This window comes from Rhodococcus coprophilus NBRC 100603, assembly GCF_001895045.1.
GTDB lineage: Bacteria > Actinomycetota > Actinomycetes > Mycobacteriales > Mycobacteriaceae > Rhodococcus > Rhodococcus coprophilus.
In genome coordinates this window covers 128,132-151,468 of the sequence record NZ_BDAM01000002.1, presented here as the reverse complement: position 1 = coordinate 151,468, position 23,337 = coordinate 128,132, and the positions used below count along the sequence as shown (strand labels likewise).

The window sequence follows — 23,337 nt, the reverse complement described above, 5'->3', positions numbered from 1 at the left end:
GGGCGATGACCATCAGGGCTCATCGGTCATCCTCGGGGGTGTTCACGAACGCACGTGCATCCGTTCCCCCTGCGGACCGAAGATCGCCAGAGCTTCGCACGCCCCCGGCCCAGGATTGCCGATCCAGTGCGGCGTGCGGGTGTCGAATTCGACCACCTCGCCGGGTGCGAGCACCATGTCGCGGCTACCGAGGATCAGTCGAAGCCGGCCGCTGAGTACGTAGAGCCACTCGTAGCCCTCGTGCGTTTGCAGCGTCGGCTGGGCAACGTCGTCGACCGTCGGCAGCACCATCTTGAAGGACTGGAGCCCGCCGGGACGCCGGGTCAACGAGAGGAAGGTCCGGCCGTGCCGGGTCACCGCCTTCGGCCGGATCCTGGGGTCGCCGGTTTCCGGCGCGTCGACGAGTTCGTCGAGCGCGACCCGGTAGGCCCGGGCCAACGGAAGCAACAGCTCGAGGGTCGGCTTTCGCCGGCCCGATTCCAGCCGGGAGAGCGTGCTGACGGAGATGCCGGTCTCCGACGCGAGGTCGCCGAGGGTGGCCTCCCGTTCGAGCCTGAGTTGTCGCAGTCTCGGGCCCACACCCTTCAGTACGTCTTCGTCTTCCATGGCATCCAGTATGCCCGAATTTTTTGCTGACCCGGCAAGAATGTTTGCCGATTCCGGTCCCTGGTCTGCACCCTGGGAACATGAGTGAAATCGAGAACTACGACGTGGTGATCGTCGGCGGCGGCGCTGCCGGCCTGAGCAGCGCGATGGCGCTGGGCCGGTCCCGACGGCGAGTGCTGGTGATCGACGCCGGAGAACCCCGCAATGCCCCCGCCGAACATGCCCACAACTATCTCGGCCGTGAAGGCGTACCACCGCTCGAACTGCTGGCCGACGGCAGAGCCGAGGTCGCAGCCTACGGAGTAGAGGTCGCAGCCGAACGCGTGACGGCGATGACCCGCACCGACCACGGTTTCACTGTGGCCACCGCAAACGGACGCGAGGTCGGAGCCCGCCGCGTCGTGATCGCCACCGGCGCCGTGGACAAGTTGCCCGACGTGCCCGGACTCGCCGCACGCTGGGGACGCGACGTGCTGCACTGCCCCTACTGCCACGGCTGGGAAGTACGCGACCGCGCGATTGCCATTTTGGCGACCAGTCCCGTTGCCGGGCACCAAGGTCTGCTCTTCCGCCAACTCACAGACGATGTCGTCATCGTCGTCGCAGACGGTGTCGAGTTGCCGCCCGACGATGTGGAGCGCATGGCGGCGATCGGCGTACGGATCGAGCACGGCACGCCGCAGGAGGTCGTCACCGAAGGCGAGCGACTGCTCGGCCTACGGCTCGCGGACGGCTCACTGCTCGAACGCGATGCGATCGTGGTCGGCACACGACCGCAGATACACCTCGAGTTCTTGGAATCGCTGGGCCTGCAACCGGAACCGGTCGAGTTCGGCGGTACACCGATGGGCACGGTGATCGCGGTCGATCCGATGGGCGCCACCGGAGTGCCCGGCCTCTACGCGGCCGGCAACGCCACGGACATCAGCATGACTTTGATCGGCTCGGCAGCTCACGGCAATCGAGTGGGTGCTTTCGTCAATGCCGACCTTGCCGCCGAGGACGCCGACCGCGCTGTCGCCGAACGCCGAGCCGAAATGTTCGAGCAACCCGCGTGGGAGGACCGCTACTCCGGAGAACGTGTGTGGAGTGGACGGGTCAACCCGCAACTCGAAGCCGAGGCGGCACCTTTGACGCCCGGTCGTGCACTCGACGTGGGTTGCGGCGAGGGTGCCGACGCGATCTGGCTGGCCGGTCGCGGCTGGTCGGTGACCGCGATGGACTTCGCGCGTGCGGCACTGGAGAAGACAGCCGCGCACGCCGCCGAGTCCGGCGTCGGTGACCGCGTCACCACCCTTCAGGCCGACGTGCGTAGCTGGGAGCCCGGTGACGAACGGTGGGATCTGGTCTCGTCGCAGTTCATGCATCTGCCCGACGGTGGGATGGTCGACCTCACGCGGCGTCTCGGCTCCGCGGTCGCTCCCGGTGGCACCTTGCTCGTCGTGGGCCACCATCCCGACGACATGGAGACGGGGCTCCGCCACGGCCACCATTCGTTCCTCTTCACACCGGAATCGCTTGTGCCGGCGCTCGCGGACGGCGACTGGGAGATCGAACTATGCGAAGCCCGATCCCGCACGGCCACCCACCCGCACACCGGCGAGGAGATCACCGTCCGCGACTCGGTGCTGCGGGCGCGACGGCTCGGCTGAGCCGCTCGGGTGCACCGGCACGGCGGGACCGTGGTGGTGGACACCACGTCCACCACCACACCGGTGCCGAACCCCCTTACGCCGCGAAAGCGTCGGACAGGCCGGTGAGCCGGTCGACTTCGAGGTCGGTAAGGGTGAGACGTGTGGCATCGAGCAACGCCGGTAACTGCTCGATCCGGCTGACACTGGCCAGTGGGGCGACGACGCCGGGCCGGGTGAGCAGCCAGGCCAGCGCGACCGTGGAGATCTCGACGGCGTGGGCGGTTGCGATCTCACCGAGCGCGTCGACCACGGCGAGGCCGGCGTCGGTGAGGTAGCGCGAAGCCATTCGCTCCCGGACCCGGCCGGTGACGTCGTCCTGCGACCGGTACTTGCCGGTCAGGAACCCGGATGCGAGAGAGTAATAGGGCAGAACGCCCAAGTTGTGTTCGAGGGCGATAGGGGCGTAGCCGGTCTCGTACTCCGCGCGGTGCACGAGGTTGTAGTGCGGTTGTAGCGAGACCGGAGCGTCGAACCCGTGCGCGTCCGCGATGTCGAGCCATTCCTTCACGCGGTCGGGGGAGAAGTTGGACAGGCCGACGTAGCGCACCTTGCCGTCACGGACCAGTTCGTCGAACGCGGCCACGGTTTCGGCGAGCGGGGTCTCGGGATCGTCGGAATGCGCGTAGTACAGGTCGATGTGGTCGGATTGGAGCCGCTTCAAGGAGGCGTCGGCCGCGGCCCTGACGTTGGCCGGTGCGAGACCGGGGTGTTCGGGATGGTGCCCGACCTTGGTCGCGATCGTCACCTCGTCGCGAATGCCGCGCGCTGCCACCCAGTTGCCGAGGATCGTCTCGGATTCGCCGCCCGAGTTGCCCGGTGCGAAGGCGGAGTACGAGTCCGCGGTGTCGACGAGGTTGCCGCCCGCCGCGCGAAAGGCGTCGAGGATCTCGAAGGATTCGGTTTCGTCGGCCGTCCAGCCGAAGGTGTTGCCGCCGAGGGCAAAGGGGAAGATGTCGAGCCGGGAATTGCCGATCGTGGTCACGATGCTCCTGCGATAGCCGATGTCGAGTACGTGGGCACCCTAACCGGCCTCCGCGGCACCCGCGGTTCGTTCCCGGTCGGCCCGGTCCCGGCCCCTGGTCAGGTGGGCGGCCGCAACGCGGCGAATTCGTCGGTCACGCGAAGGCGTGATTCGGTGAACCGGTACAGCGCGGGCGGGCGTCCGCCGCTGGGTCCGGGCGGCGCGGTGTTCCCGGTGGCTGTGAGCACGCCGCGCCTGGCCAGTACCCGCTGGAGGTTCGTGGCATCTACTTGGTAACCCAATGCAGCGCAGTAGATCTCGCGCAGGGTCGACATGGAGAACTCTGCAGGCGCGAGTCCGTAGGCGATGTTGGTGTAGGAGAGCTTCGCTGCAAGACGGGCGCGCGCGTTCTCCACCATCCGGCCGTGGTCGAACGACATCTCGGGCAGGTGGGAGACAGGATGCCACGAGGTGTCGGAGGGCAGCTGGGGGTCGGACGTGATGGGGACCAGGCCCAGGTAGGTCGACGCGACTGTGCGTTCACCAGGTACCCGGTGAGGGTCGGAGTACACCGACAACTGTTCCAGATGGGCGACCTCGCGTACGTCCACCTTCTCGGCCAGTTGCCGCCGGGCGGAGGTGGTGAGGTCTTCGTCGTTCCGCAGCGTGCCGCCCGGGAGCGACCACGTTCCGGCCTCGGGATCGAGGGCGCGTTGCCAGAGCAGAACCCCGAGTTCGGGGTCGCCGGCGGAGTTCCGGGACGAGGGTGGGAAGGCGCGAACCTGGAACACCACGATGAGCACTTCGTGACGAGTGTTACTATGTGGCATGTTTTCGATTCTAAGTCGAAAACCCCTGAAAGCGGAAATTCGGGCGCAGCCCGCCCGGAGTCCCCTTCCCGAAGGAGCAAGGCCATGACCACGACCGAGTGGGCGGGAGCCGCCGCCATCGTCGACGGACCCGGTGGTTACACGGGCGTCGAGGCGACACCGGAATGGGCCGACGAGGTCCGCCGGCTGGCCCGCGCGCGCAACGCGACGGTGCTGGCGCACAACTATCAGCTGCCCGCGATCCAGGACGTCGCGGACCACGTCGGCGACTCCCTCGCCCTCTCGCGCATCGCCGCAGAGGCCGAGGAAGGCACCATCATCTTCTGCGGTGTCCACTTCATGGCGGAGACCGCGAAGATCCTCAGCCCGGACAAGACCGTGCTCATCCCCGACGAGCGCGCGGGCTGCTCGCTGGCGGACTCCATCGACGCCGACCAGCTGCGCGAGTGGAAGGCCGAGCACCCGGACGCACTCGTCGTCTCCTACGTCAACACGACAGCCGAGGTCAAAGGCCTGACCGACATCTGCTGCACGTCGTCCAACGCAGTCGACGTGGTCGCGTCCATCGACCCGGACCGGGAAGTGCTGTTCCTGCCCGACCAGTTCCTCGGTGCGCACGTCAAGCGCGTCACCGGTCGCGAGAACATCCACATCTGGGCAGGGGAGTGCCACGTCCACGCCGGCATCAACGGCGACGAACTCACCGCCAAGGCCAAGGCGCACCCGGACGCCGACCTGTTCGTGCACCCCGAGTGCGGCTGTGCGACGTCGGCGCTCTACCTCGCCGGGGAAGGCTTCGTCCCGGACGACAAGGTCAAGATCCTCTCCACGGGCGGCATGATCGACGCGGCGCGCGCAACCGGCGCCAAACAGGTGCTCGTCGCGACCGAGATCGGCATGCTGCACCAGCTTCGCAAGGCAGCGCCGGGCATCGACTTCCAGGCCGTCAACGACCGCGCGTCCTGCCCGTACATGAAGATGATCACGCCCGCCGCTCTGCTGCGATGCCTTCAGGAAGGCAAGGACGAGGTGCACGTCGCCCCTGACGTCGCCGAACGTGCCCGCCTGTCGGTTCAGCGCATGATCTCCATCGGAAATCCGGGCAGCGGCGAGTGACCACCGGCACGAGCCGGGTGGCGTGGGAGGACCACGCCGACCTCGTCGTGATCGGCGGTGGGGTCGCCGGGCTCACCGCCGCACGGGCCGCGTCCCTGCGCGGCATGCGGGTGCTCACGCTCAGCAAGGGCGGCCCCACCGACACCTCCACCCAGTACGCACAGGGCGGCATCGCCGTCGTCGCACCGGTCGGTGACACCGTCGACGCGCACGTCGCCGACACACTCGCCGCCGGCGGCGGTCTGTGCGACGAGGACGCCGTGCGGTCGATCGTCTCGGCCGGCCCCGACGCCGTCGCCGCGCTGGGCGACCTCGGAGCGGTGTTCGACATCGGCCGGGACGGCGCTGTCGCCCGCACCCGCGAGGGTGGGCACAGCATCCGCCGCATCATCCATGCCGGCGGCGACGCGACCGGCGCCGAGATCCAGCGGGCGCTCAACGCTGCGGGTCTGCCGGTGCTCTTCGGCGCCGCAGCGGCACGGATCCTGACCGACGCCCGGGGCGTGACCGGCGTGCTCGTGTTCGACCACCGCGGCGCGGGCATCGTCCACACTCCGGCGGTGCTGCTCGCCACCGGCGGGCTGGGGCAGCTGTACGCATGCAGCACCAATCCGCCCGGCGCGACAGCCGACGGCATTGCGCTCGCTCTCGGTGCGGGCGCCGGGATCGCGGATCTCGAGTTCGTCCAGTTCCACCCAACGGTGCTGTTCGCCGCCGGTGGCGTGGGACGGCGACCTCTGATCAGCGAGGCGGTCCGAGGAGAAGGTGCCCGCCTGGTCGATTCACGGGGCAGGTCGATCACCGACGGTCTCCACCCCCTGGGCGACCTGGCGCCGCGCGACGTGGTCTCTCGCGCGATTGCGGCCCGGCTCGCCGACCTCGGCGAAGACCATGTCTTCCTCGACGCCCGCCACCTCGACGGCTTCGCGGACCGGTTCCCGACCATCACCGCGATGTGTGCCGACGCGGGGCTCGATCCGGCCCGCGATCGGCTGCCCGTCGCGCCGGCCGCGCACTATTCGTGCGGCGGAGTCGTCACAGACGTCCACGGCCGCACACGGATTCCCGGGCTCTACGCGGCCGGGGAAGTCGCCCGGACCGGCTTGCACGGAGCCAACCGCCTGGCCTCCAACAGCCTGCTGGAGGGTCTGGTTCTCGGCGAACGTGCCGGGATCGCGGCGGCCGTCGAACGCGGTGGTCTCCGCGTGCAGGTCCACGACGCGCCGACGCCGGTCCTGCCCCGACTCGAACGAAACGCACTGCAGCAACTGATGACGCAGCACGCCTCCGTCGTCCGCGACGCGGACGGACTCGCCGCCGCATCGGTCGCCCTCGACTCCGCGCCGATATCCGCTTGCACCGACCCGGCGAGCCTCGAAGACGCGGCCCTCACCGTGACCGCGCGGATACTCGTCCGGGCGGCGCAGCGGCGCACCGAATCACGCGGGTGCCACACCCGCAGCGACCATCCCGTGCCGGACCGGGCGTGGGTGCACAGTCTCGAACAACGCCTCGACAGCGCCGGCGAACCGGCCGTCACGATCCCGCAACTGACAGGAGCGAACTGACATGGCCACCACCCTGCCCGCAGGCCTCGACCTCGACGAGACCCGCGCCCTGGTGGTGCGCGCCCTCGACGAGGACCTGCGCTACGGACCCGACATCACCTCGGATGCGACCGTGCCCGCAGACGCGACCACCACCGCGTCGGTCGTGGCCCGGCAAGCCGGCACGATCGCCGGTCTCGACGTCGGACTTCTCGTCCTCGACCAGGTGATCGGACCGAACCACTACCGGGTGGTCGATCGGGCCGAGGACGGCCATCGCGTCGTGCCCGGCGAAGCCGTCCTGACCGTCGAGGCGCCCACCCGCGGGTTGCTCACCGCCGAGCGGACGATGCTCAATCTGCTCTGCCACCTGTCGGGTATCGCGACCGCCACGTCGCACTGGGTCGACGCGGTGCGCGGCACCGAAGCGAAGATCCGCGACAGCCGTAAGACGCTGCCCGGACTTCGGGCGTTGCAGAAGTACGCGGTGCGCGTCGGCGGTGGGGTCAACCACCGGATGGGGCTCGGCGACGAGGCGCTCATCAAGGACAACCATGTCGCGGCCGCGGGGTCGGTTGTCGCCGCGCTACGCGCCGTCCGGGAACACGCACCGGGCATCCCCTGTGAGGTCGAGGTCGACACGCTCGAACAGTTCGACGAGGTGCTCGCCGAGAACGTCGACCTGATTCTCCTCGACAACTTTCCGCTGTGGCAGACCCAGATCGCGGTGCAGCGGCGCAACACCACCGCTCCGCAGACCAGGCTCGAATCGTCGGGGGGTCTGTCGCTCGACGTCGCCGCCGACTATGCCCGCACCGGAGTCGATTTCCTCGCGGTCGGTGCGCTCACTCATTCGGTGACCGTGCTCGATCTCGGGCTCGACATGTAGTCGTCAGCGCCCGGTCAACCCGCGGATCAGCGGACCTGCGGGAAGCGCGGCGAACAACCTCGTTTCGTCGCGCAGTGAGGTGTCCTCGTCGAGAAAGCGCAGCACCGGAGCCGCCGACCCGCGCGCGAACAACGCGGCGAACAGTTCCTCGAGGAAGCTCGGACGACCGAGTACTGCGGTGAGCAGCGCGCGATCGTAGCGGGCGAAACGGTTGTGGCGCTTGGGAACATCGAACGGGTGCCCGTGCTGCGCGAACGACCGCGCGATTGCTTCGCAGTCGCGTTGGATGTGCTCGTAGGCATAACCACTGCTCGCTTTGAGCAATCCGGCGGCCGCTCCGATCCGCATCATGCGGCCGTCGGTGCGCTCGGCCGGCTGCGCCACCAGCGGCAGGCGCGCGTGCTCCGACGCCCCGATCTCGTAGGTGCCCTCCGCGACTCCGAGGACCTCGGAGAAATAGACGCGAATCGCCGCGAGGTGCACGTCGGCGGGTACGCCGGGGGTATCCGGATCGAGAAAACAGACGTGCTCGACGAGCGCGTGATGGGCGTCCGTGGGGAGTACGTACACGAACGACGCCCGGTCGGTCTGATCCGTGCGGAAGTCGAACAACACCGGCACATGCGGGTCGAACAGGGGATCGTCTGCGCGGATACGCACCCCGAGGAAATCGAGGGCGGCGTCCGCGCGGGAATCGACCTCCACCGGACCGCGTGCGTCGAACACCCAGTCGGGCCGCAACTCCCGGCCGTCGTCGAGAACCACGCATGGCCGCTGCGCGTCGTCGACGTCCACGACACGCCCGATCGACGACCCCACGTCGGGTACCGGGTCGGTGTGGCGGCGCACCGCCGCCACCAGGGCAGCGCCGTGGACCACGCGATACCGGTAGTCGCCCAGTGCGAGGGTGCGGTCGTGCCCGCCTGCCACGACACGCATCCGATCGAAGACCTCGGTGGCCGCGGACTCGAGCAACCCGGTGCGTCGTGTCCACGACGCCCACGAGGCGGCGGTGATGTCGTGCACGCCGTCGTCGACGACCACAACCGGCCCCGGCCGGGGAGGGGTGGCGGCGAGATGCGCGGCGAGCGAGAGCCCGCTCAGTCCGCCGCCGAGGATCGCGATGCCGCCGTTCAGCGGACCGTCCCAGGTTCGAAGACTCACCGGCCCTCCGTTCGTCGCGGTTGGCGCCCATTGTCCGGTACCGGCACCGCCGATGCAGCGGTATTGCCTCCGGGCGAAACCCGCACGTCGTGCCGAGTCCCGGAACTGTGGCGTTCCGGACCGTGGCCGAACGATCTGCGGTACAAATATGAATCCGAGTTCAGCAATGTCGGTCAGCGGGGTTGGGGCGGCCCCGCGCGGAGCACAGTTCTCGTCGACGGGGGCGGAAAGATTGACGATGCGGTTACCGATGGCACCGACCGATTCGATGTTCCTGCTGGGAGAGTCTCCCGACCACCCGATGCACGTGGGTGGACTGTTGCTGCTTCAGCCTCCCGAGGGATCCGACGCCACAGAGTTGAGAGCCCGGTTCGACGAAGCGCTGCGCCGCGAGGATCCCGCTGCGCCGTTGTGGCGCAAGCGGCCCGTCCGGTCGGTGACGACGCTGGGACAGTGGGCGTGGGAGGAAGATCCGCGCTTCGACATCGAGTACCACGTGCGGTTCAACGCCTTGCCGGAACCGGGCACGACCGAGGTCCTGTGGGAACTCGTGTCCCGGCTGCATGCCTCGCTTCTCGATCGCACCCGGCCGCTCTGGGAAATGCACCTCATCGAGGGACTGGCCGACGGACGCTACGCGCTCTACGTGAAGATCCACCATTCGCTGGCCGACGGCATCGGGGCCATGCGGCTGTTGCGACGCGCGCTCGGCACCGATCCGGCCGAGACCGGCATGCCCGCACCGTGGGTGGCGTCCGACGCGACACCGCCCGCACGCTCCACGGTCGCTGCGGCCATCGGCTTCCCGGGCCACGTCGTGCGCGCCGCCCGCGGCGCGACTTCGGAAGTGCTGACGGTCGCCACGGGCGCACTGTCCCTCGTTCCGGCGCTGGTCGGAACCGTCGACCGTGCTCTGCACGACCGCGGCGGTGCGCTGTCGCTCGCCGCGCCCCACACCATCCTCAACGACCAGATCTCCGGGTCGCGGCGGTTCGCGGCCCGCTCGTGGTCGCTCGAGCGTCTCCGCCTGGTAGCCAAACTCACCGACAGCACGATCAACGACGTGGTCCTCGCCCTGTCCTCGGGCGCCCTGCGGACCTACCTTCTCGAACACGACGCTTTGCCCGAGCGGTCGCTCGTCGCGATGGTCCCGGTCTCGCTCCGGAGCAAACAGTCCGGTAACGACATCGCGGTGTTGATGTGCGACCTCGGCACCAGGCACCCCGATCCGGAGCAACGGCTCGAGCGAGTACGGACCTCGATGACCGAGGGCAAACGCGCGATGCGGGGAATGACCAAGATCGGCCGCCTCGCCGCGAGCGCGGTCGGGGTCGCACCCGTCGCGGTCGGTGTCCTGACAGGCAACCGGGTGGTGCCGTGGACACCGTTCAACGTCATCGTCTCCAACGTTCCCGGGCCTGAGGAACCGCTGTACTGGAACGGCGCTCGTGTCGACGCGCTGTATCCCTTGTCGGTGCCGGTGGACGGTCAGGCTCTCAACATCACGTGCACGAGCACCGACGACGAGATCGCCTTCGGTCTCACGGCGTGCGGGCGTACGGTGCCGGACCTGGTGTGCCTGCTCGATCATCTCGACGCGGAACTGGCCGCACTCGAACGCGCCCTGACGGTCGGCACTGTCGCCGAGGACGGGTGACCCCCACGGATGCTGCGGTTTCGCTACGCTCGACGCCTGTGACCGAATTCGGACCCGATGTAGTGGCGGCTGTAACCGCTCATATGAACGACGACCATGCCGCTGACAGCCTGCTCATCGTGCGGGCCTTCGCCGAGCCGCGGACCACGCACACCCGGATGACCGGGGTGAACAGCGAGTCGGGGGAGTGGGTGATCGTGATCGACGGCCACGAACGGACCGTACGGATTCCCTGGATCGAACCGGTCACCGATCGCGCCGGGCTCCGTACCGCGGTGGTCGCGCTGTATCAAGCGGCGTGCGTGCGCCTCGGCGTCGATCCCGCCGAGCACTGACAGATTCCGCCGAGCACTGACAGGTCCCGCAACCGGCAGGTCACCGCACACGGGTCTCCGTGATGATCTCGCGGTAGGCGTCCACACCGTCGGTGGGCCGCCGCGTGAGTGCGGGATCGGTCCGGACGTCGACCGTGTACAACCCGAAACGAGGCTCGTACGAACCCCATTCGTAGTTGTCGGTGATCGACCAGTAGTTGTACCCGAAAACCGGTGCGCCGTCGGCGATCGCACGCACCATCTGCGTCACATGCTCCTGCAGGTGCCGTGACCGGGTCCAGCCGTCCGCGCGGGGCGCCCCGTCGGCGGTCGGCATCCCGTTTTCCACGACGTACAAGGGCATTCCGGGAAAGCGCCGGGTGTAATCCATGAGAGCGTCGTACAAACCGGCCGGGTGCGGGGTCACCGCGTACGGCCGCTCGATCGCAGCATTGACCGCGGTGAGATTGTCCGGGGTGACCCCGTAGTAGTAGTCGACGCCGACGAAGTCGAGACGATCCCGGACGCGGTCGAGGAACCACGTGTCCAGATACGGAGCCGCACCGGGAATGTAGGCGGCGTTGGAGGTGACCTGCGCACGCGGGTCGTACCGGTGGATCGTCTCGTACGCCCCACGATGTGCCTCGACGAGACGGTCGAACATCATCGGCGCCTCGCCGGCAGCGAGACCACCGTTGGACACCTCCTGCCACACGTAGGCGCTCGGCTCGTTGACCGTCACCCACAGGGTGCCGTTCCCGGCGTATCGGGCGGCGACGGCATCGGCGTGTGCCAGCCACGCGTCCACCATCCCCGGATACGCCCAGCCACCCCGGTCGGCGATCCAGCCCGGGTACACCCAATGGTCGAGGGTGATCATCGGAGTCATGCCGAACTCCCGGATCGCCGCGATCACGTCGTCGTAGTAGCCGAGTTCGGTTTCGTCCCAGTGCCCGGGCGCGGGTTGGATACGCGCCCACTCCACGGACACGCGGTAGACCTCGGCGCCCAGGTCGGCGGCGCGCGCGATGTCCTCCCGGTAGCGGTGCCGGAAGTCCACCGCGGTGCCCACGGGCTCGTGCCGCGCACTCGCCGCATAGCGCGACCAGTTGCTGTCCGGGCTCGCCCCCTCGGACTGGAAACCCGAACTCGACACGCCCCACAGAAACTCCCGGTCTTCGGCGTGAGCGGGGACACCCGCCGCGCCCACCGCCAGTGCCATCAAGGTGACGACCACCACGTGGAGCCCAGCGCGACGAGGCGTGACGAAGGACCGGGCACTCGCCGCAGCAGTCATGTATCGCACGGTAGAGCGCCCGTCACACCGCCGCGGCGCTTCTGGACGGATTCGGCGGGCGTGCCGCCGGTCTATGGTCGACGGGGGCGCAACACGCCCGCTACGGGGAGTGGATGACAGACCACTCCGGATCATCGCGGATAATGGGTGGCGATCCCTGTTCTGCGAGAGAGGACACCTCATGCTTGCCCGCACCGACCTGCGTGGTCGTACACCCACCACCGCGGAGCTGAGGGGCGCGCTGCCCCGAGGCGGAGTGGATGTGGACGCGGTGCTCCATCAGGTCCGTCCCGTAGTCGACGACATCCGCGAGCGCGGCGCCGAGGCTGCCCTCGACTACTGCGAGAAGTTCGACGGCGTGCGGCCGGCATCCGTCCGGGTTCCCCGTGCCGAGCTCGACCGTGCGCTCGCCGAACTCGACCCCGCCGTCCGCGCGGCTCTCGACGTCGCCATCGAACGGACCCGCAAGGTCCACGCCGAACAGCGTCGCACCGACACGGTCACCGAAGTGGTCCCCGGCGGCACCGTCACCGAACGCTGGGTCCCCGTCGATCGTGTCGGCCTGTACGTGCCCGGTGGCAACGCCGTCTACCCGTCGTCGGTCGTGATGAACGTGGTGCCCGCGCAGGCCGCCGAGGTCCAGTCCCTCGTCATCGTGTCGCCGCCGCAGAAGAACTTCGGCGGTCTCCCGCACCCGACGATCCTCGCCGCCGCCGCACTGCTCGGTGTCGACGAGGTCTGGGCGGTCGGAGGCGCGCAAGGCGTCGCGTTGTTGTCCTACGGCGGAACCGACACTGACGGTGGAGAGCTCGCCCCGGTCGACATGATCACCGGCCCCGGCAACATCTATGTCACCGCCGCCAAGCGACTGTGCCGGTCGGTGGTCGGTATCGACGCCGAGGCCGGCCCCACCGAGATCGCGATCCTCGCCGACCACACGGCCGACCCGGTACACGTCGCCGCCGACCTCGTCAGCCAGGCCGAGCACGACGTCATGGCGGCCTCCGTCCTGGTGACCACCAGCCCCGAACTCGCCGACGCGGTCGATACCGCGCTCGCCGCGCAACTCGAGCTGACCAAACACCGGGAGCGGGTCACCACCGCACTGTCCGGAAGCCAGTCGGGCATCGTGCTGGTCGACGACATCGAGCAGGGCCTGGCAGTGGTCAACGCGTATGCGGCCGAGCACCTCGAGATCCAGACGGAGAACGCGTCTGCGGTCGCGGCCAGGGTGCGCGCGGCCGGAGCGATCTTCGTGGGCCCGTGGGCGCCGGTCTCGCTCGGTGACTACTGCGCCGGCTCGAACCATGTGCTGCCCACGGCTGGCTGCGCACGGCACCAGTCCGGGCTGAGCGTGCAGACGTTCCTGCGTGGCATCCACGTCGTCGAGTACTCCGAGTCCGCACTGAAGGACGTCGCCGGCCACGTGATCACGCTCGCGAACGCCGAGGATCTGCCTGCGCACGGTGAAGCGGTGCGGCTGCGATTCGAGGCACTCCGGTGACCGGCCCGTCGATTCCGGGCGCCCGCATCACGCTCGACGACTTGCCGCTGCGGGAGAACCTGCGCGGCAAGTCGCCGTACGGTGCGCCCCAGCTGTCGGTGCCGGTGCAGCTCAACACCAACGAGAACCCGCACCCGCCCACACAGGCACTCGTCGACGACGTCGCCGAATCGGTCCGTGAGGCAGCGACACAGCTGCACCGGTATCCCGACCGCGACGCCGTGGCGCTGCGCACCGACCTCGCCGCGTACCTCACCCGCCAGACGGGCGTGACTGTGGGCGTCGAAAATGTTTGGGCGGCAAACGGTTCCAACGAGATCCTGCAGCAGCTGTCGCAGGCGTTCGGTGGACCGGGCCGGAGCGCGATGGGATTCGTACCGTCGTACTCGATGCACCCGATCATCGCCGACGGCACGCAGACCGAGTGGGTCGCCACGTACCGCCGTTCCGACTTCACCCTCGACGTCGATGCATCGGTTGCCGCCATCCGCGAGAGCGGTCCCGACATGGTGTTCGTCACCAGCCCCAACAACCCGACCGGACACAGCGTCCCGCTCGACGAGTTGCGCAAGATCCTCGACGCCGCTCCAGGCATCGTGATCGTCGACGAGGCCTACGCCGAATTCTCGAGTGCCCCCAGCGCTCTCGCATTGATCGACGAGTACCCGGCGAAGGTCGTGGTCTCGCGCACCATGAGCAAGGCGTTCGCTTTCGCCGGCGGCCGCCTCGGTTATCTTGCCGCCGCGCCCGCAGTGATCGACGCTCTGCTTCTCGTCCGGCTGCCGTACCACCTGTCGGTGGTGACGCAGGCCGCAGCGCGCGCGGCACTGCGGCACGCCGACGAAACCCTCGGCTCGGTGGCGGAACTGGCTGCCCAGCGCGACCGCGTCGCCGCCGAACTCGCCGGATTCGGCTACGACGTGATCCCGTCCGACGCCAACTTCATCCTGTTCGGACGTTTCGCCGACGCGCCCGCCACCTGGCAGCGCTACCTCGACGAGGGCGTCCTGATCCGGGACGTCGGCATTCCCGGATATCTGCGCACCACGATCGGCCTGGCACACGAGAACGACGAGTTGCTGCGGGTCAGTGAAAAACTCGCCGCTACGGAAATCGAGGAAACCCGATGAGCGACCGCATCGCAAAGGTCGAACGCACCACCAGGGAGTCGTCCATCACCGTCGAACTGAACCTCGACGGCACCGGCCGCACCGACATCTCCACGGGTGTCCCGTTCTACGACCACATGCTCACCGCGCTCGGCCAGCACGGCAGCTTCGACCTCACCGTCCACGCGAAGGGCGACGTCGAGATCGACGCACACCACACGGTCGAGGACACCGCAATCGTTCTCGGCCAGGCGTTCGACCAGGCCATCGGCGACAAGCGCGGCATCCGGCGCTTCGGCGACTCGTTCATCCCGATGGACGAAACGCTCGCCCACGCGTCGGTCGACGTGTCGGGACGCCCGTACTTCGTTCACACCGGAGAACCCGACTACCTGGTGCACTCCGTGATCGGCGGATACCCGGGTGTGCCGTACGCGACGGTGATCAACAAGCACGTGTTCGAATCGTTCGCCTTCCACGCGCGGATCGCACTGCACGTGCGAGTGCTGTACGGGCGCGACCCGCACCACATCACCGAGGCCGAGTTCAAGGCTGTCGCGCGGGCGCTGCGCGAAGCGGTCGAGCCCGACCCCCGCGTCACCGGCGTGCCCTCCACCAAGGGAACGCTCTGACGGTATGGATGTCGTACTGACCTACCTGTGTTTCATCGCTGCGGGAATCCTGGCCGGCGGCACGTGGTCGATGTGGAAAGCCCGCAACACGCTGTTCGCGGGCATCCTCCTCGCGCTCGGACTGCTGGCGGCCATCGCCGGTGTCCTCCGGCTGCTGTGACGTGGCCGATCCCGAAGTGACGGACGATCCCAGACTGTTCGGCGTCCGCGGGCTCGTCGCGGCATGGTCGACGTCGGCGGCAGCCTTCGCCGGGTTCTCGCTGTTGCTCCCGGTGGTGCCGTGGGCGATCGCGGAAGAAGGCGGAAGCGACACCGTCGCGGGCTCGGTCACCGCGGTGTTCATGTTCACCACGGTGCTCACACAGATCGCGATGCCCAGGTTGCTCCGCAGGTTCGGCCATCGCGCGACCCTCGTCGCCGGCTGCCTGTTCCTCGGCCCACCCTCCCTGCTGTTCCTCGTGTCCATGGAACCCGCTGCTGCGCTGGGGATCTCTGCGATCCGGGGAATCGGGTTCGGGATGATCACGGTGGCCTCCGCGGCGCTGGTGGGTGAACTCGCGCCCGCCCGGCTGCTCGGGCGGGCCACCGGGATGCTCGGCATCGCGATCGCCTCCTCCCAGATGATCGGACTGCCCACCGGGCTCGCGATCGCCGAACGGTTCTCCACCACGCCGGTGTTCGTGCTGGGAGCGATCCTGTCGTCGGCGGGATTGATCGCCGCGGCCCGGCTGCCCCGTCTCGAAACCCGCACGGGTCCACCTCCGGCGCGGATGCCGTTCGTGCTGCTGCTCCTCCCCACCGTGTCGGTGGGTGCCGGCGCGATCGCGTACGGCGGTCTGACGTCGCTGCTCGCCATCGCCGTGGCCGACCTTCCCGTGGCCGCAGCACTGGCTGTGCTCAGCGGATCCACGCTGATCGGCCGGTTCGGCGCCGGAGCGATCGCCGACAGGCTCGGCGCGGGGCGGATGCTCCCGGTGGGGCTCGGACTCGCCGCGCTCGCCATGGTGCCGTTCGCGCTCGTCGCCGACGGCCGGGCCGGCGCCGTCGTTCTCATCGGGGCGGCGGTGTGCTTCGGACTCGGGTTCGGTGTCGTGCAGAACGAGGCGCTGCTCATCGCGTTCCGCCGGGCAGGATCGGAACACATAGGGTCGGCCAGTGCCGCCTGGAACATCGGCTTCGACGCCGGCACCGGGGCGGGCTCGTTCGCACTCGGTGCGATCGCCGCGTCCGCCGGGTATCCGACGGCGTTCACCGTCGCTGCGGTGCTCGTCCCGGTTCTGCCTCTGCTGGCTCGACTTGCCGGCCCGTCGGAGCGCCCAGGCGTGGCACAGAGTGCGGAGCGCCCAGGCGCGGACTAGGCGCGACCCTGCCGCCCCACAGGGCCGTTCCCGGCGGCGCATAGAATCGACTCCATGAGCACAACCAAGGTCGCCGTCCTCGACTACGGCTCCGGCAATCTGCACTCCGCGATGCGGGCGATCGCCCGCATCGGCGTGGATGTGGAGGTCACCTCCGACCCCAAGGTTGCGCTTGCCGCCGACGGACTGGTCGTGCCCGGCGTCGGAGCATTCGATGCGTGCATGCGCGGGCTGCGCAGCGTCGGCGGCGAGAAGATGATCGGCACCCGGCTCGCGGGTGGCCGTCCGGTGCTCGGTATCTGCGTCGGCATGCAGATCCTGTTCGAAGACGGGATCGAGCACGGCATCGAGACCGAGGGGTGCGGTGAGTGGCCGGGGACCGTGGAGCGCCTCGACGCACCGGTGCTGCCGCACATGGGGTGGAACACCGTCGAGGCCCCGGCAGATTCGGTGCTGTTCGCCGGCATGGATGCCGACACCCGCTTCTACTTCGTGCACTCGTACGCGGCGCAGAAATGGGAACTGCCCGACCCGGAGCGGCTCGCTCCGCCGAAGCTGACCTGGGCCGAGCACGGAAGCCGGTTCCTTGCGGCCGTCGAGAACGGTCCGTTGTCGGCAACGCAATTCCACCCCGAGAAGTCCGGGGATGCCGGGGCGCAGTTGCTGAGGAACTGGGTGAACTCGTTGTGACACGTGGCGGGGACGACGAGCCGGGTGCGAATTTTTCGCTGGCCCGGCTCGCTCTGTCCTCGCTCGGGTCGGCAGCTGCGGTACTCGCGCTCGTCGCCGTGGTCATCGTGGTCCTGAAGCCGAGTCCGGGACTGGGCCTCACGATCGCACTGCTCGGTGTCGCGGGCGCTATCGCAGCGATGGGATTCGTGTCGGTTCGCATCACCCGCCGCGCCTTCGGGCGCCACGAGCGTCGATCCTGACGGCCGAGTCCGCGCTGGACCTCCCTGCCACCGGCAGTGCTTCACGGAATCGGACCGCAGGTTCCGCCGCTCAGCTCCGTTCTCCCGTTGCTTCGAGATGGCGGAGCACCGCCACGACCCGTCGATCGGAGTCGTCGCCTGCCTGCAGGCCGAGTTTCGAGAATATGTTCCGGATATGTTTGTGCACAGCATTTTCCGTGATGAACAGTCGACTTGCGATTGCGCCGTTGCCCATTCCTTCGGCCATCACCGCGAGCACCTCCCGTTCTCGCGCGGTGAGGTCGGAGAGCCGGTCGGCGGCGCGCTGTCGCGCGAAGAGTTGAGCCACCACTTCGGGATCGATCGCGGTGCCGCCACCGGCGACACGGCGGAGTGCCTCCAGAAAGTCCCCGACCCGCCCGACACGTTCCTTGAGCAGGTACCCCGTGCGGTGTGCGCCGCCCGCGAGCAGTTCGGTCGCGAAGCTCTGCTCCACGTAGGCCGAGAGCACGAGAACCGCGAGTCCGGGGTGGGCCGCTCGCGCCGCGACGGCTGCGCGGATGCCCTCGTCGGTGTGGGTCGGGGGCATGCGGACGTCGACGATCGCGACGTCGGGGCGATGACGCTCGACCGCCTCGAGCAGGGCGTCGGGATCACCCACGGCGCCGACGACGTCGAGTCCTTCGCCGCGCAGCAACAGTACGAGCCCTTCCCGCAGCAATGCATCGTCCTCGGCGACCACTATCCGCACGGGATCACCGCCGTCACGAGCGTCGGTCCACCGGCAGGGCTGTGCACCTCGAGCGTTCCGTCGTGGGCTTCGACGCGTCCCTGGATTCCGGCGAGGCCGGATCCTGGCCGGACGACCGCGCCGCCGATACCGTCGTCCTCCACCTCGACGACGAGTGTGTCGCCCTGCCGGTGCACCCGCACGTCGGCCCGCTGAGCCCCGCTGTGTCGGGTGACATTGGTGAGCGCTTCGGCGACGGTGAAGTACGCAACGGCTTCGAGGGCCACCGGGCAGCGCGGGGATACGTGGGTGTCCACGCGGGTCTCGACCGCGCATTGTGCGGCGAGCGCCGACAATGCCCCCGGTAACCCTTCGGATTCGAGGACCGGCGGCAGGATGCTCCGCACCACCGATCGCAACTCTGCCAGCGCCAGTTCGGCGCTCTGCTGGGCACGTTCGAGCAACGGGTCGGCGGTAGCGGGATCCCGTGCCAGTGCTTGTCGGGCCGCGCCGGTGAGGACCGCGACGGTCACGAGCCGATTCTGCGTGCCGTCGTGCAGTGCCCGTTCGATCCGGCGCAGCTCCACGGCGTGTGCGTCCAGGGCCGCAGCTCGGGTGGCGGTCAGTACTGCGACGCGTTCGGAGAGGTCGAAGTCCGGGTGCGGAGCGAGGAGTCGGACACCCGGCGCGACCTGGGCATTAAGCAACGACGGCGACAGCGCCAACCAGAGGGTCGCCCAGACGAGACCGGCGACGAGGGCCCACCACGCGTCGGTCCACGTCGTGACAGAAACCAGGCCGCCGACGAAGGTCGCGGCACCGGGCGAGACGACGTGCCACCACAGCGGCGTCGTGAGTTCCTGTATCGCATTCGACAGGAACTGCAACGGGAGCAGACCCACGACGAGACCGAACGTCGCGTGAATGCCTATCCAGGCGACGTCTCGTCGGGGGCCGGGATCTGCGCGCAGGAATTGCCAGGCGGCGTGCCAGTCGGTGGGAACGGGTCCGTAGGGCGAGCGAACAGACCGTCCCATCGCGGCCAGGCGGCGTCGTTCCAGCTGTGCGATCCACCGGACGGCGGACAATATCGGTCCCAGTAGAAGCAATCCGATACCCACCAGGCTGAGCAGCGCGACCGTGATCAACGCAATCGCAAGCACCAGTGCAAGTATCGCGGTGCCTGCCCCGAGTACGAGCCATTTCGTCGCGAGGACCGCCTGTGTGGCTGTTGCCGTTGCCTTTTCGCGCAGCGTAGTGGGCCATGCGTCGCGAACCGCTGTCACGTGTCCTCCTCGGATCCTCCTTCGGGTGAAGGCTGTGGGTGCGTGACGACGTTATGCGGTGGTCGACGGTGCCGTCCACGTGGGCGGGCAAAGGTACAGCCTGCTGTACCGGACCGGGGTAGAGGACGGGATGTCGGAACGCCGCGTCCGCTCATAGCGTCGAGTCGAACCACAAACGACGTGAAGGAGACATCGTGGACGACACCTATCGCATCCGACCGAACGAGGAAGCCGGGGTCTTCGATCCATCGACGACGACGACGGATGCGTCCTCGAATGCGACGTCACGCGACGGGGTGGCGGGCGCACTGTGGGCCGCGCTCGCCGTGTTCGTGGCACTGAACGCCGCGTTCTCGATCATCCGGCCCGACGACATCGTGTTCTCGCTGTTGTTCGGTATCCCCGGCGTTGTCTGCCTTGCCGTACTGGTGATGCGCTACCTGAGCCGGCGGCACGCGTGACCACTGCCGCTCCGCGCACGACCCTCACCGTGGCCGACGAGTCCGGTGGGATACCCGCTGTCCGAATGGAATCCGTGACCAAGGTGTACCGGCGCGGTCGGGGCGCACCTGCCCTCGACGGCGTGAGCCTGACCGTGCCACGCGGGGTGTTCCTCGCGATCATGGGTCGCTCGGGTTCCGGGAAGAGCACACTGCTGCACTGCGCAGCCGGACTCGACGCACCGACGCGCGGCGCCGTGTGGATCGGGGACACGGAGGTCGGAAGGCTGCGGGAAAGTGCCCGCACACGGGTGCGGCGGGAGCGGGTCGGGTTCGTCTTCCAGGCCTACAACCTGATCCCGTCCCTGACCGTCGAGGAGAACATCACGCTGCCGCTGCGGCTGGCGCAGACGCCCGGCGACCCGGCGTGGCTGACCACGGTCGTCGACCGGGTCGGACTGGGTGAGTTCCTGTCCCGCATGCCCGGTGACCTGTCAGGTGGTCAACAGCAGCGGGTCGCGGTGGCGCGCGCTGTGGCAACCCGCCCGGACGTCATCTTCGCCGACGAACCGACCGGAGCACTCGATCCTGAGACCGGCGACCGGATCCTTTCCCTGCTGGGTGATCTCGTGCGTGATCTCGGGCAGACCGTCGTGATGGTCACCCACGACCCGGCAGCGGCGGCCCGGGCCGACAACGTCGTGGTTATGGCGGAGGGCCGCATCCAACAGATCGTGCACAATCCCGACACCGTCGGGCTGACCGCCGCCCTGGGCGGGAGAACCCGATGACGGTGCGATTGCCCAGCCGAGGGAGCGAGATGCTGGCCGTGGCGTGCGCGGTGGCGGTGGGCGCCGCGCTGGTCACGTTCTGCCTCGTGATGGCCGAGTCGGGTCTGCGCTCCGCTGTGCCGGCCGAGCGCTTCGCCGGTGTCGACATGCTCATCGGTGGTGACCAGACGGTGCGGCAGGACGAGGACTTCGACCTTGTCCTGCCCGACCCCGTCGGAGTGCCTGCCGACCTGGCCCCCGCCGTAGCGGAGATCCCGGGTGTGCGGGCGGTGGCGATCGATGTCGGTTTCCCGGCGGCGGTCGCAGACGGACGCGGTGGGGTGGTGCCGGTGGAGTCCGTCCGGCGCAACGGGCACGGGTGGGATGCGTTCCTCGGCACCGTCGGACTGACCGGCACACCCCCGATCGGCCCTGACGACGTGGTGCTGGCTGTGGATGCGGCCGACGCGGCGGGCGTCTCGCCCGGCGACCCGGTGCAGGTGCTGCTCCGTGGCGAGGTGCGGGACATGCGGGTCAGCGGTGTCGCGGATCTGCGGGGTGGGGGTGTGTTCGTGAGCGATGTCCTGGCGCGAGAACTTGGCGAAAGGCCGGAGGGCATCGTGGACCTGCTCTCGGTCGTCCTCGACGACGACGCCGATATCGGCGCGGTCACCGACTGCGTCGAGGCGCTCGTGGACAGTCGGGGCCTGGTGGTTGCGGCGGGTGACGACATCGGCCGAGTCGAACGACCCGCTGCGGCGGCCGGCCCCGGAATGCTGCTGACGTTCGCGTTGTCCGCCGGAGGGGTGGTGGTGACCCTCGTCGGATTCATCACTGCGGGAGCGGTGTCCGTCGGGGTGGCGGGCCGGGCCCGCGAACTGGCTTTGTTGCGTGCGGTGGGCGCGACACCGGCGCAGATCCGATCGATGACGGCGCGGCAGATCACCGGAGTGGCGCTCGGCTCGACGATTGTGGGGATCGTCGCGGGCATGCTGGGGGCCGCAGCCGCCACCGGATCGCTGGTGGATCTGGGACTGCTCGCGCGCGGGCTGTCGCTGAGTTGGAGTCCCTTGCCGGCGTTGGCAACCGGGCTGTTGATGCTGGGTGTGGTTCAGGTGGCGGCGCGGGCGGGGTCCTTCCGGCTCTCCCGGATGACCCCGGCCGACGCGATGGTGGAGACCGAAGCCGAACCGCGCAGTGCGAATTCCGTGCGCACTCCCGTGGGGTCCATCGTTCTGGCGTTGGCGGCCGGGTCTGCCATCGTCCCGCTTGTGACGCGCAGTGAGACAGCCGTGATGGGTGCCGCGTCGGGGACCCTGCTGGCGGTAATCGGTGTTGCACTGATCGCCCCGGCGGTGGTCGGCCGCATCGGTGGATGGCTCGCCGCCCTTTCCGGGCCGGCGAGCCGCTGGCTGGCCGTGCGCAACTCGGCAAGCTATGCCGTACGCACCGGTGGGACCATCAGTGTCCTCGCGCTCGCGGTCGGGTTGCTGACGACCCAGGTGTATGTGGGGTCGACGGTGAGCGCGGCTGTCGACCATGAGGTGAGGGAGGGCACGGTGGCGGATGTGCTCGTGTCCGCGCCCGCGGCCGGCGGTGTGTCGGCGGCGACGGTCGCGGCGATTGCGGATGACCCGTCCGTTGTTGCGGCGGTTCCGATGGTCAGGTCGACGGTGATGAGACCCGTCGACGAGTACGGTGTGGCACTCGTCGAGAGCTACCCGATGTCCGTTGTCGGCTCCGGAATCGACTGGGTTCTCGACCTCGGAGTGGTGGACGGAGACCTGTCGAAACTCGACAAAAACTCTGTGGCACTGGATTCCGCGACAGCTCGGTCGTCAGCGATCGACGTCGGGGACACAGTGTCGCTGATCCTGCCGGACGGCACGGCGGTGGAGCCGACGGTGGTCGCCACCTACGCCCGGGGCTTCGGGTTCGGCAAGATCGTGGTCTCGTTCGACCTGCTCTCCCAGGAGGCAAGCGGCCCGTACGATTCGGTGCTGATCGCTGGTCGGACCCCCGCAGTTGCAGCAGATCTCGACGATCTGATCTCGGTGACTCCCGGCTTGCAGGTCGACGACGCGACCGCTGCGCTCGTCGGTCCGGTCTCGCAGGATCCCAGTCGCCTGCTCAACCTCGGGATCTCCGTGGTACTGATGGGCTACATCCTGCTTGCGGTCGCCAATCGCCTCGTCGCGACCACTCTTCGGCGTCGACGGGAATGGCAGCTACTGCGAGCTGTCGGAGCCACCCCGCGCCAGCTCCGATCGATGGCGCGGACGGAAACCGTGCTGGTGTGTGTCGGTGCCATCGCGGTCGGACTGGTGATCTCACTCGGTCCGATGTCGGTGCTGGCCTTCGGGTTCGTCGGTAAGCCTTGGCCGCAGGGTCCGTGGTGGCCGGTGGCAGCGACAGTCTTCGTCGTCTGTGTGGTCGCGTATGCGGCGACGATGCTGCCGGTTCGCCGCTTGCTGCACGGCGCGAGTATCCCTCAGCCGCCAGGATGATCTGCCGGGGTGTCG

General features: G+C 68.7%; 23 protein-coding genes. 16 read left to right on the top strand and 7 right to left on the bottom strand.

The genetic code is table 11. The annotated features are described in order from the left end of the window. Positions 1-42 precede the first annotated feature (42 nt). The gene (locus RDCOP1_RS05070; protein ID WP_072699036.1) at positions 43-606 is read right to left on the bottom strand and encodes a helix-turn-helix domain-containing protein; all 564 of its coding nucleotides are present in this window, start codon (positions 604-606) and stop codon (positions 43-45) included. 80 nt (positions 607-686) lie between these two features. Between RDCOP1_RS05070 and RDCOP1_RS05065 the strand changes: the two genes are divergently transcribed. Beyond that, positions 687-2,258 (top strand): SAM-dependent methyltransferase, encoded by a 1,572-nt coding sequence (locus RDCOP1_RS05065; RefSeq protein WP_072699035.1) that lies wholly within the window; start codon positions 687-689, stop codon positions 2,256-2,258. 76 nt (positions 2,259-2,334) lie between these two features. Here RDCOP1_RS05065 and RDCOP1_RS05060 read toward each other — a convergent pair whose 3' ends face one another. Beyond that, positions 2,335-3,282, bottom strand: a complete 948-nt coding sequence (locus RDCOP1_RS05060) for an aldo/keto reductase (protein ID WP_072699034.1) — start codon at positions 3,280-3,282, stop codon at positions 2,335-2,337. 98 nt (positions 3,283-3,380) lie between these two features. Beyond that, the gene (locus tag RDCOP1_RS05055; RefSeq protein ID WP_072699033.1) at positions 3,381-4,091 is read right to left on the bottom strand and encodes an NUDIX hydrolase; all 711 of its coding nucleotides are present in this window, start codon (positions 4,089-4,091) and stop codon (positions 3,381-3,383) included. Between the two features lie 84 nt (positions 4,092-4,175). Here RDCOP1_RS05055 and nadA point away from each other — a divergent pair, with 84 nt between their 5' ends. Genes nadA through nadC form a run of 3 tightly spaced genes read left to right on the top strand, consistent with a single transcriptional unit; the run spans position 4,176 to position 7,643 of the window. After that, on the top strand, positions 4,176-5,207 hold the full coding sequence (nadA, locus tag RDCOP1_RS05050; RefSeq protein WP_072699032.1) for a quinolinate synthase NadA: 1,032 nt from the start codon (positions 4,176-4,178) through the stop codon (positions 5,205-5,207). Continuing rightward, entirely contained in the window at positions 5,204-6,775 is a 1,572-nt protein-coding gene (locus RDCOP1_RS05045; protein WP_072699031.1) for an L-aspartate oxidase, read from the top strand. The genes nadA and RDCOP1_RS05045 overlap by 4 nt, the downstream gene beginning before the upstream one ends. 1 nt (position 6,776) lies before the next feature. Beyond that, a complete protein-coding gene (gene nadC, locus RDCOP1_RS05040) occupies positions 6,777-7,643 on the top strand; it encodes a carboxylating nicotinate-nucleotide diphosphorylase (RefSeq protein WP_072699030.1) in 867 nt (288 codons plus the stop codon). Positions 7,644-7,646: 3 nt separating this feature from the next. Here nadC and RDCOP1_RS05035 read toward each other — a convergent pair whose 3' ends face one another. Further along, the gene (locus RDCOP1_RS05035) at positions 7,647-8,807 is read right to left on the bottom strand and encodes a lycopene cyclase family protein (RefSeq protein WP_072699029.1); all 1,161 of its coding nucleotides are present in this window, start codon (positions 8,805-8,807) and stop codon (positions 7,647-7,649) included. Positions 8,808-9,045: 238 nt separating this feature from the next. Between RDCOP1_RS05035 and RDCOP1_RS05030 the strand changes: the two genes are divergently transcribed. Further along, positions 9,046-10,464, top strand: coding sequence for a WS/DGAT/MGAT family O-acyltransferase (locus RDCOP1_RS05030; protein WP_174555768.1), 1,419 nt, complete (start codon positions 9,046-9,048; stop codon positions 10,462-10,464). A gap of 38 nt (positions 10,465-10,502) precedes the next feature. Continuing rightward, entirely contained in the window at positions 10,503-10,799 is a 297-nt protein-coding gene (locus RDCOP1_RS05025; RefSeq protein ID WP_072699027.1) for a DUF2470 domain-containing protein, read from the top strand. A gap of 40 nt (positions 10,800-10,839) precedes the next feature. Here RDCOP1_RS05025 and RDCOP1_RS05020 read toward each other — a convergent pair whose 3' ends face one another. Continuing rightward, positions 10,840-12,075 carry a family 1 glycosylhydrolase gene (locus tag RDCOP1_RS05020; RefSeq protein ID WP_072699026.1) on the bottom strand — a complete coding sequence of 412 codons (1,236 nt, stop codon included), beginning with the start codon at positions 12,073-12,075 and terminating at the stop codon, positions 10,840-10,842. 181 nt (positions 12,076-12,256) lie between these two features. Between RDCOP1_RS05020 and hisD the strand changes: the two genes are divergently transcribed. Genes hisD through RDCOP1_RS04990 form a run of 7 tightly spaced genes read left to right on the top strand, consistent with a single transcriptional unit; the run spans position 12,257 to position 17,610 of the window. Continuing rightward, a complete protein-coding gene (gene hisD / locus RDCOP1_RS05015; protein ID WP_072699025.1) occupies positions 12,257-13,579 on the top strand; it encodes a histidinol dehydrogenase in 1,323 nt (440 codons plus the stop codon). After that, a complete protein-coding gene (locus tag RDCOP1_RS05010) occupies positions 13,576-14,709 on the top strand; it encodes a histidinol-phosphate transaminase (protein WP_072699024.1) in 1,134 nt (377 codons plus the stop codon). Before hisD ends, RDCOP1_RS05010 begins: the two co-directional genes overlap by 4 nt. Then, a complete protein-coding gene (gene hisB, locus RDCOP1_RS05005; RefSeq protein ID WP_072699023.1) occupies positions 14,706-15,320 on the top strand; it encodes an imidazoleglycerol-phosphate dehydratase HisB in 615 nt (204 codons plus the stop codon). The genes RDCOP1_RS05010 and hisB overlap by 4 nt, the downstream gene beginning before the upstream one ends. A 4-nt stretch (positions 15,321-15,324) precedes the next feature. Then, positions 15,325-15,480, top strand: a complete 156-nt coding sequence (locus RDCOP1_RS21445) for a CG2302 family histidine operon protein (RefSeq protein WP_169848823.1) — start codon at positions 15,325-15,327, stop codon at positions 15,478-15,480. Position 15,481: 1 nt separating this feature from the next. After that, the gene (locus RDCOP1_RS05000; RefSeq protein WP_231922929.1) at positions 15,482-16,678 is read left to right on the top strand and encodes an MFS transporter; all 1,197 of its coding nucleotides are present in this window, start codon (positions 15,482-15,484) and stop codon (positions 16,676-16,678) included. A 54-nt stretch (positions 16,679-16,732) separates the two neighbouring features. Beyond that, positions 16,733-17,368: an imidazole glycerol phosphate synthase subunit HisH gene (hisH, locus tag RDCOP1_RS04995; protein ID WP_072699022.1), complete on the top strand. Its 636-nt coding sequence runs from the start codon at positions 16,733-16,735 to the stop codon at positions 17,366-17,368. Then, positions 17,365-17,610: a hypothetical protein gene (locus RDCOP1_RS04990; protein WP_072699021.1), complete on the top strand. Its 246-nt coding sequence runs from the start codon at positions 17,365-17,367 to the stop codon at positions 17,608-17,610. The genes hisH and RDCOP1_RS04990 overlap by 4 nt, the downstream gene beginning before the upstream one ends. Before the next feature lie 70 nt (positions 17,611-17,680). Here RDCOP1_RS04990 and RDCOP1_RS04985 read toward each other — a convergent pair whose 3' ends face one another. Continuing rightward, positions 17,681-18,340 (bottom strand): response regulator, encoded by a 660-nt coding sequence (locus RDCOP1_RS04985; protein ID WP_072699020.1) that lies wholly within the window; start codon positions 18,338-18,340, stop codon positions 17,681-17,683. After that, on the bottom strand, positions 18,331-19,605 hold the full coding sequence (locus RDCOP1_RS04980; RefSeq protein ID WP_197713472.1) for a sensor histidine kinase: 1,275 nt from the start codon (positions 19,603-19,605) through the stop codon (positions 18,331-18,333). The genes RDCOP1_RS04985 and RDCOP1_RS04980 overlap by 10 nt, the downstream gene beginning before the upstream one ends. 194 nt (positions 19,606-19,799) lie before the next feature. Here RDCOP1_RS04980 and RDCOP1_RS04975 point away from each other — a divergent pair, with 194 nt between their 5' ends. The 3 genes from RDCOP1_RS04975 to RDCOP1_RS04965 are packed head-to-tail and all read left to right on the top strand — an operon-like array spanning position 19,800 to position 23,322. After that, on the top strand, positions 19,800-20,066 hold the full coding sequence (locus RDCOP1_RS04975; protein WP_072699019.1) for a hypothetical protein: 267 nt from the start codon (positions 19,800-19,802) through the stop codon (positions 20,064-20,066). Next, positions 20,063-20,836 carry an ABC transporter ATP-binding protein gene (locus RDCOP1_RS04970; protein ID WP_072699018.1) on the top strand — a complete coding sequence of 258 codons (774 nt, stop codon included), beginning with the start codon at positions 20,063-20,065 and terminating at the stop codon, positions 20,834-20,836. Before RDCOP1_RS04975 ends, RDCOP1_RS04970 begins: the two co-directional genes overlap by 4 nt. Further along, positions 20,833-23,322: an FtsX-like permease family protein gene (locus RDCOP1_RS04965; protein ID WP_072699017.1), complete on the top strand. Its 2,490-nt coding sequence runs from the start codon at positions 20,833-20,835 to the stop codon at positions 23,320-23,322. Before RDCOP1_RS04970 ends, RDCOP1_RS04965 begins: the two co-directional genes overlap by 4 nt. The last annotated feature ends 15 nt before the right edge of the window (positions 23,323-23,337 follow it).

What these genes read in the sequence shown, in the direction of transcription:
- nadC (WP_072699030.1), top strand. Translation starts at nt 6,777, where the DNA reads ATGGCCACCACCCTGCCCGCAGGCCTCGACCTCGACGAGACCCGCGCC.
- RDCOP1_RS05030 (WP_174555768.1), top strand. Translation starts at nt 9,046, where the DNA reads ATGCGGTTACCGATGGCACCGACCGATTCGATGTTCCTGCTGGGAGAG.
- RDCOP1_RS05020 (WP_072699026.1), bottom strand. Translation starts at nt 12,075, where the DNA reads ATGACTGCTGCGGCGAGTGCCCGGTCCTTCGTCACGCCTCGTCGCGCT.
- hisH (WP_072699022.1), top strand. Translation starts at nt 16,733, where the DNA reads ATGAGCACAACCAAGGTCGCCGTCCTCGACTACGGCTCCGGCAATCTG.
- RDCOP1_RS04965 (WP_072699017.1), top strand. Translation starts at nt 20,833, where the DNA reads ATGACGGTGCGATTGCCCAGCCGAGGGAGCGAGATGCTGGCCGTGGCG.
- RDCOP1_RS05070 (WP_072699036.1), bottom strand. Translation starts at nt 606, where the DNA reads ATGGAAGACGAAGACGTACTGAAGGGTGTGGGCCCGAGACTGCGACAA.
- hisB (WP_072699023.1), top strand. Translation starts at nt 14,706, where the DNA reads ATGAGCGACCGCATCGCAAAGGTCGAACGCACCACCAGGGAGTCGTCC.
- hisD (WP_072699025.1), top strand. Translation starts at nt 12,257, where the DNA reads ATGCTTGCCCGCACCGACCTGCGTGGTCGTACACCCACCACCGCGGAG.
- RDCOP1_RS05055 (WP_072699033.1), bottom strand. Translation starts at nt 4,091, where the DNA reads ATGCCACATAGTAACACTCGTCACGAAGTGCTCATCGTGGTGTTCCAG.
- RDCOP1_RS21445 (WP_169848823.1), top strand. Translation starts at nt 15,325, where the DNA reads ATGGATGTCGTACTGACCTACCTGTGTTTCATCGCTGCGGGAATCCTG.
- nadA (WP_072699032.1), top strand. Translation starts at nt 4,176, where the DNA reads ATGACCACGACCGAGTGGGCGGGAGCCGCCGCCATCGTCGACGGACCC.
- RDCOP1_RS05065 (WP_072699035.1), top strand. Translation starts at nt 687, where the DNA reads ATGAGTGAAATCGAGAACTACGACGTGGTGATCGTCGGCGGCGGCGCT.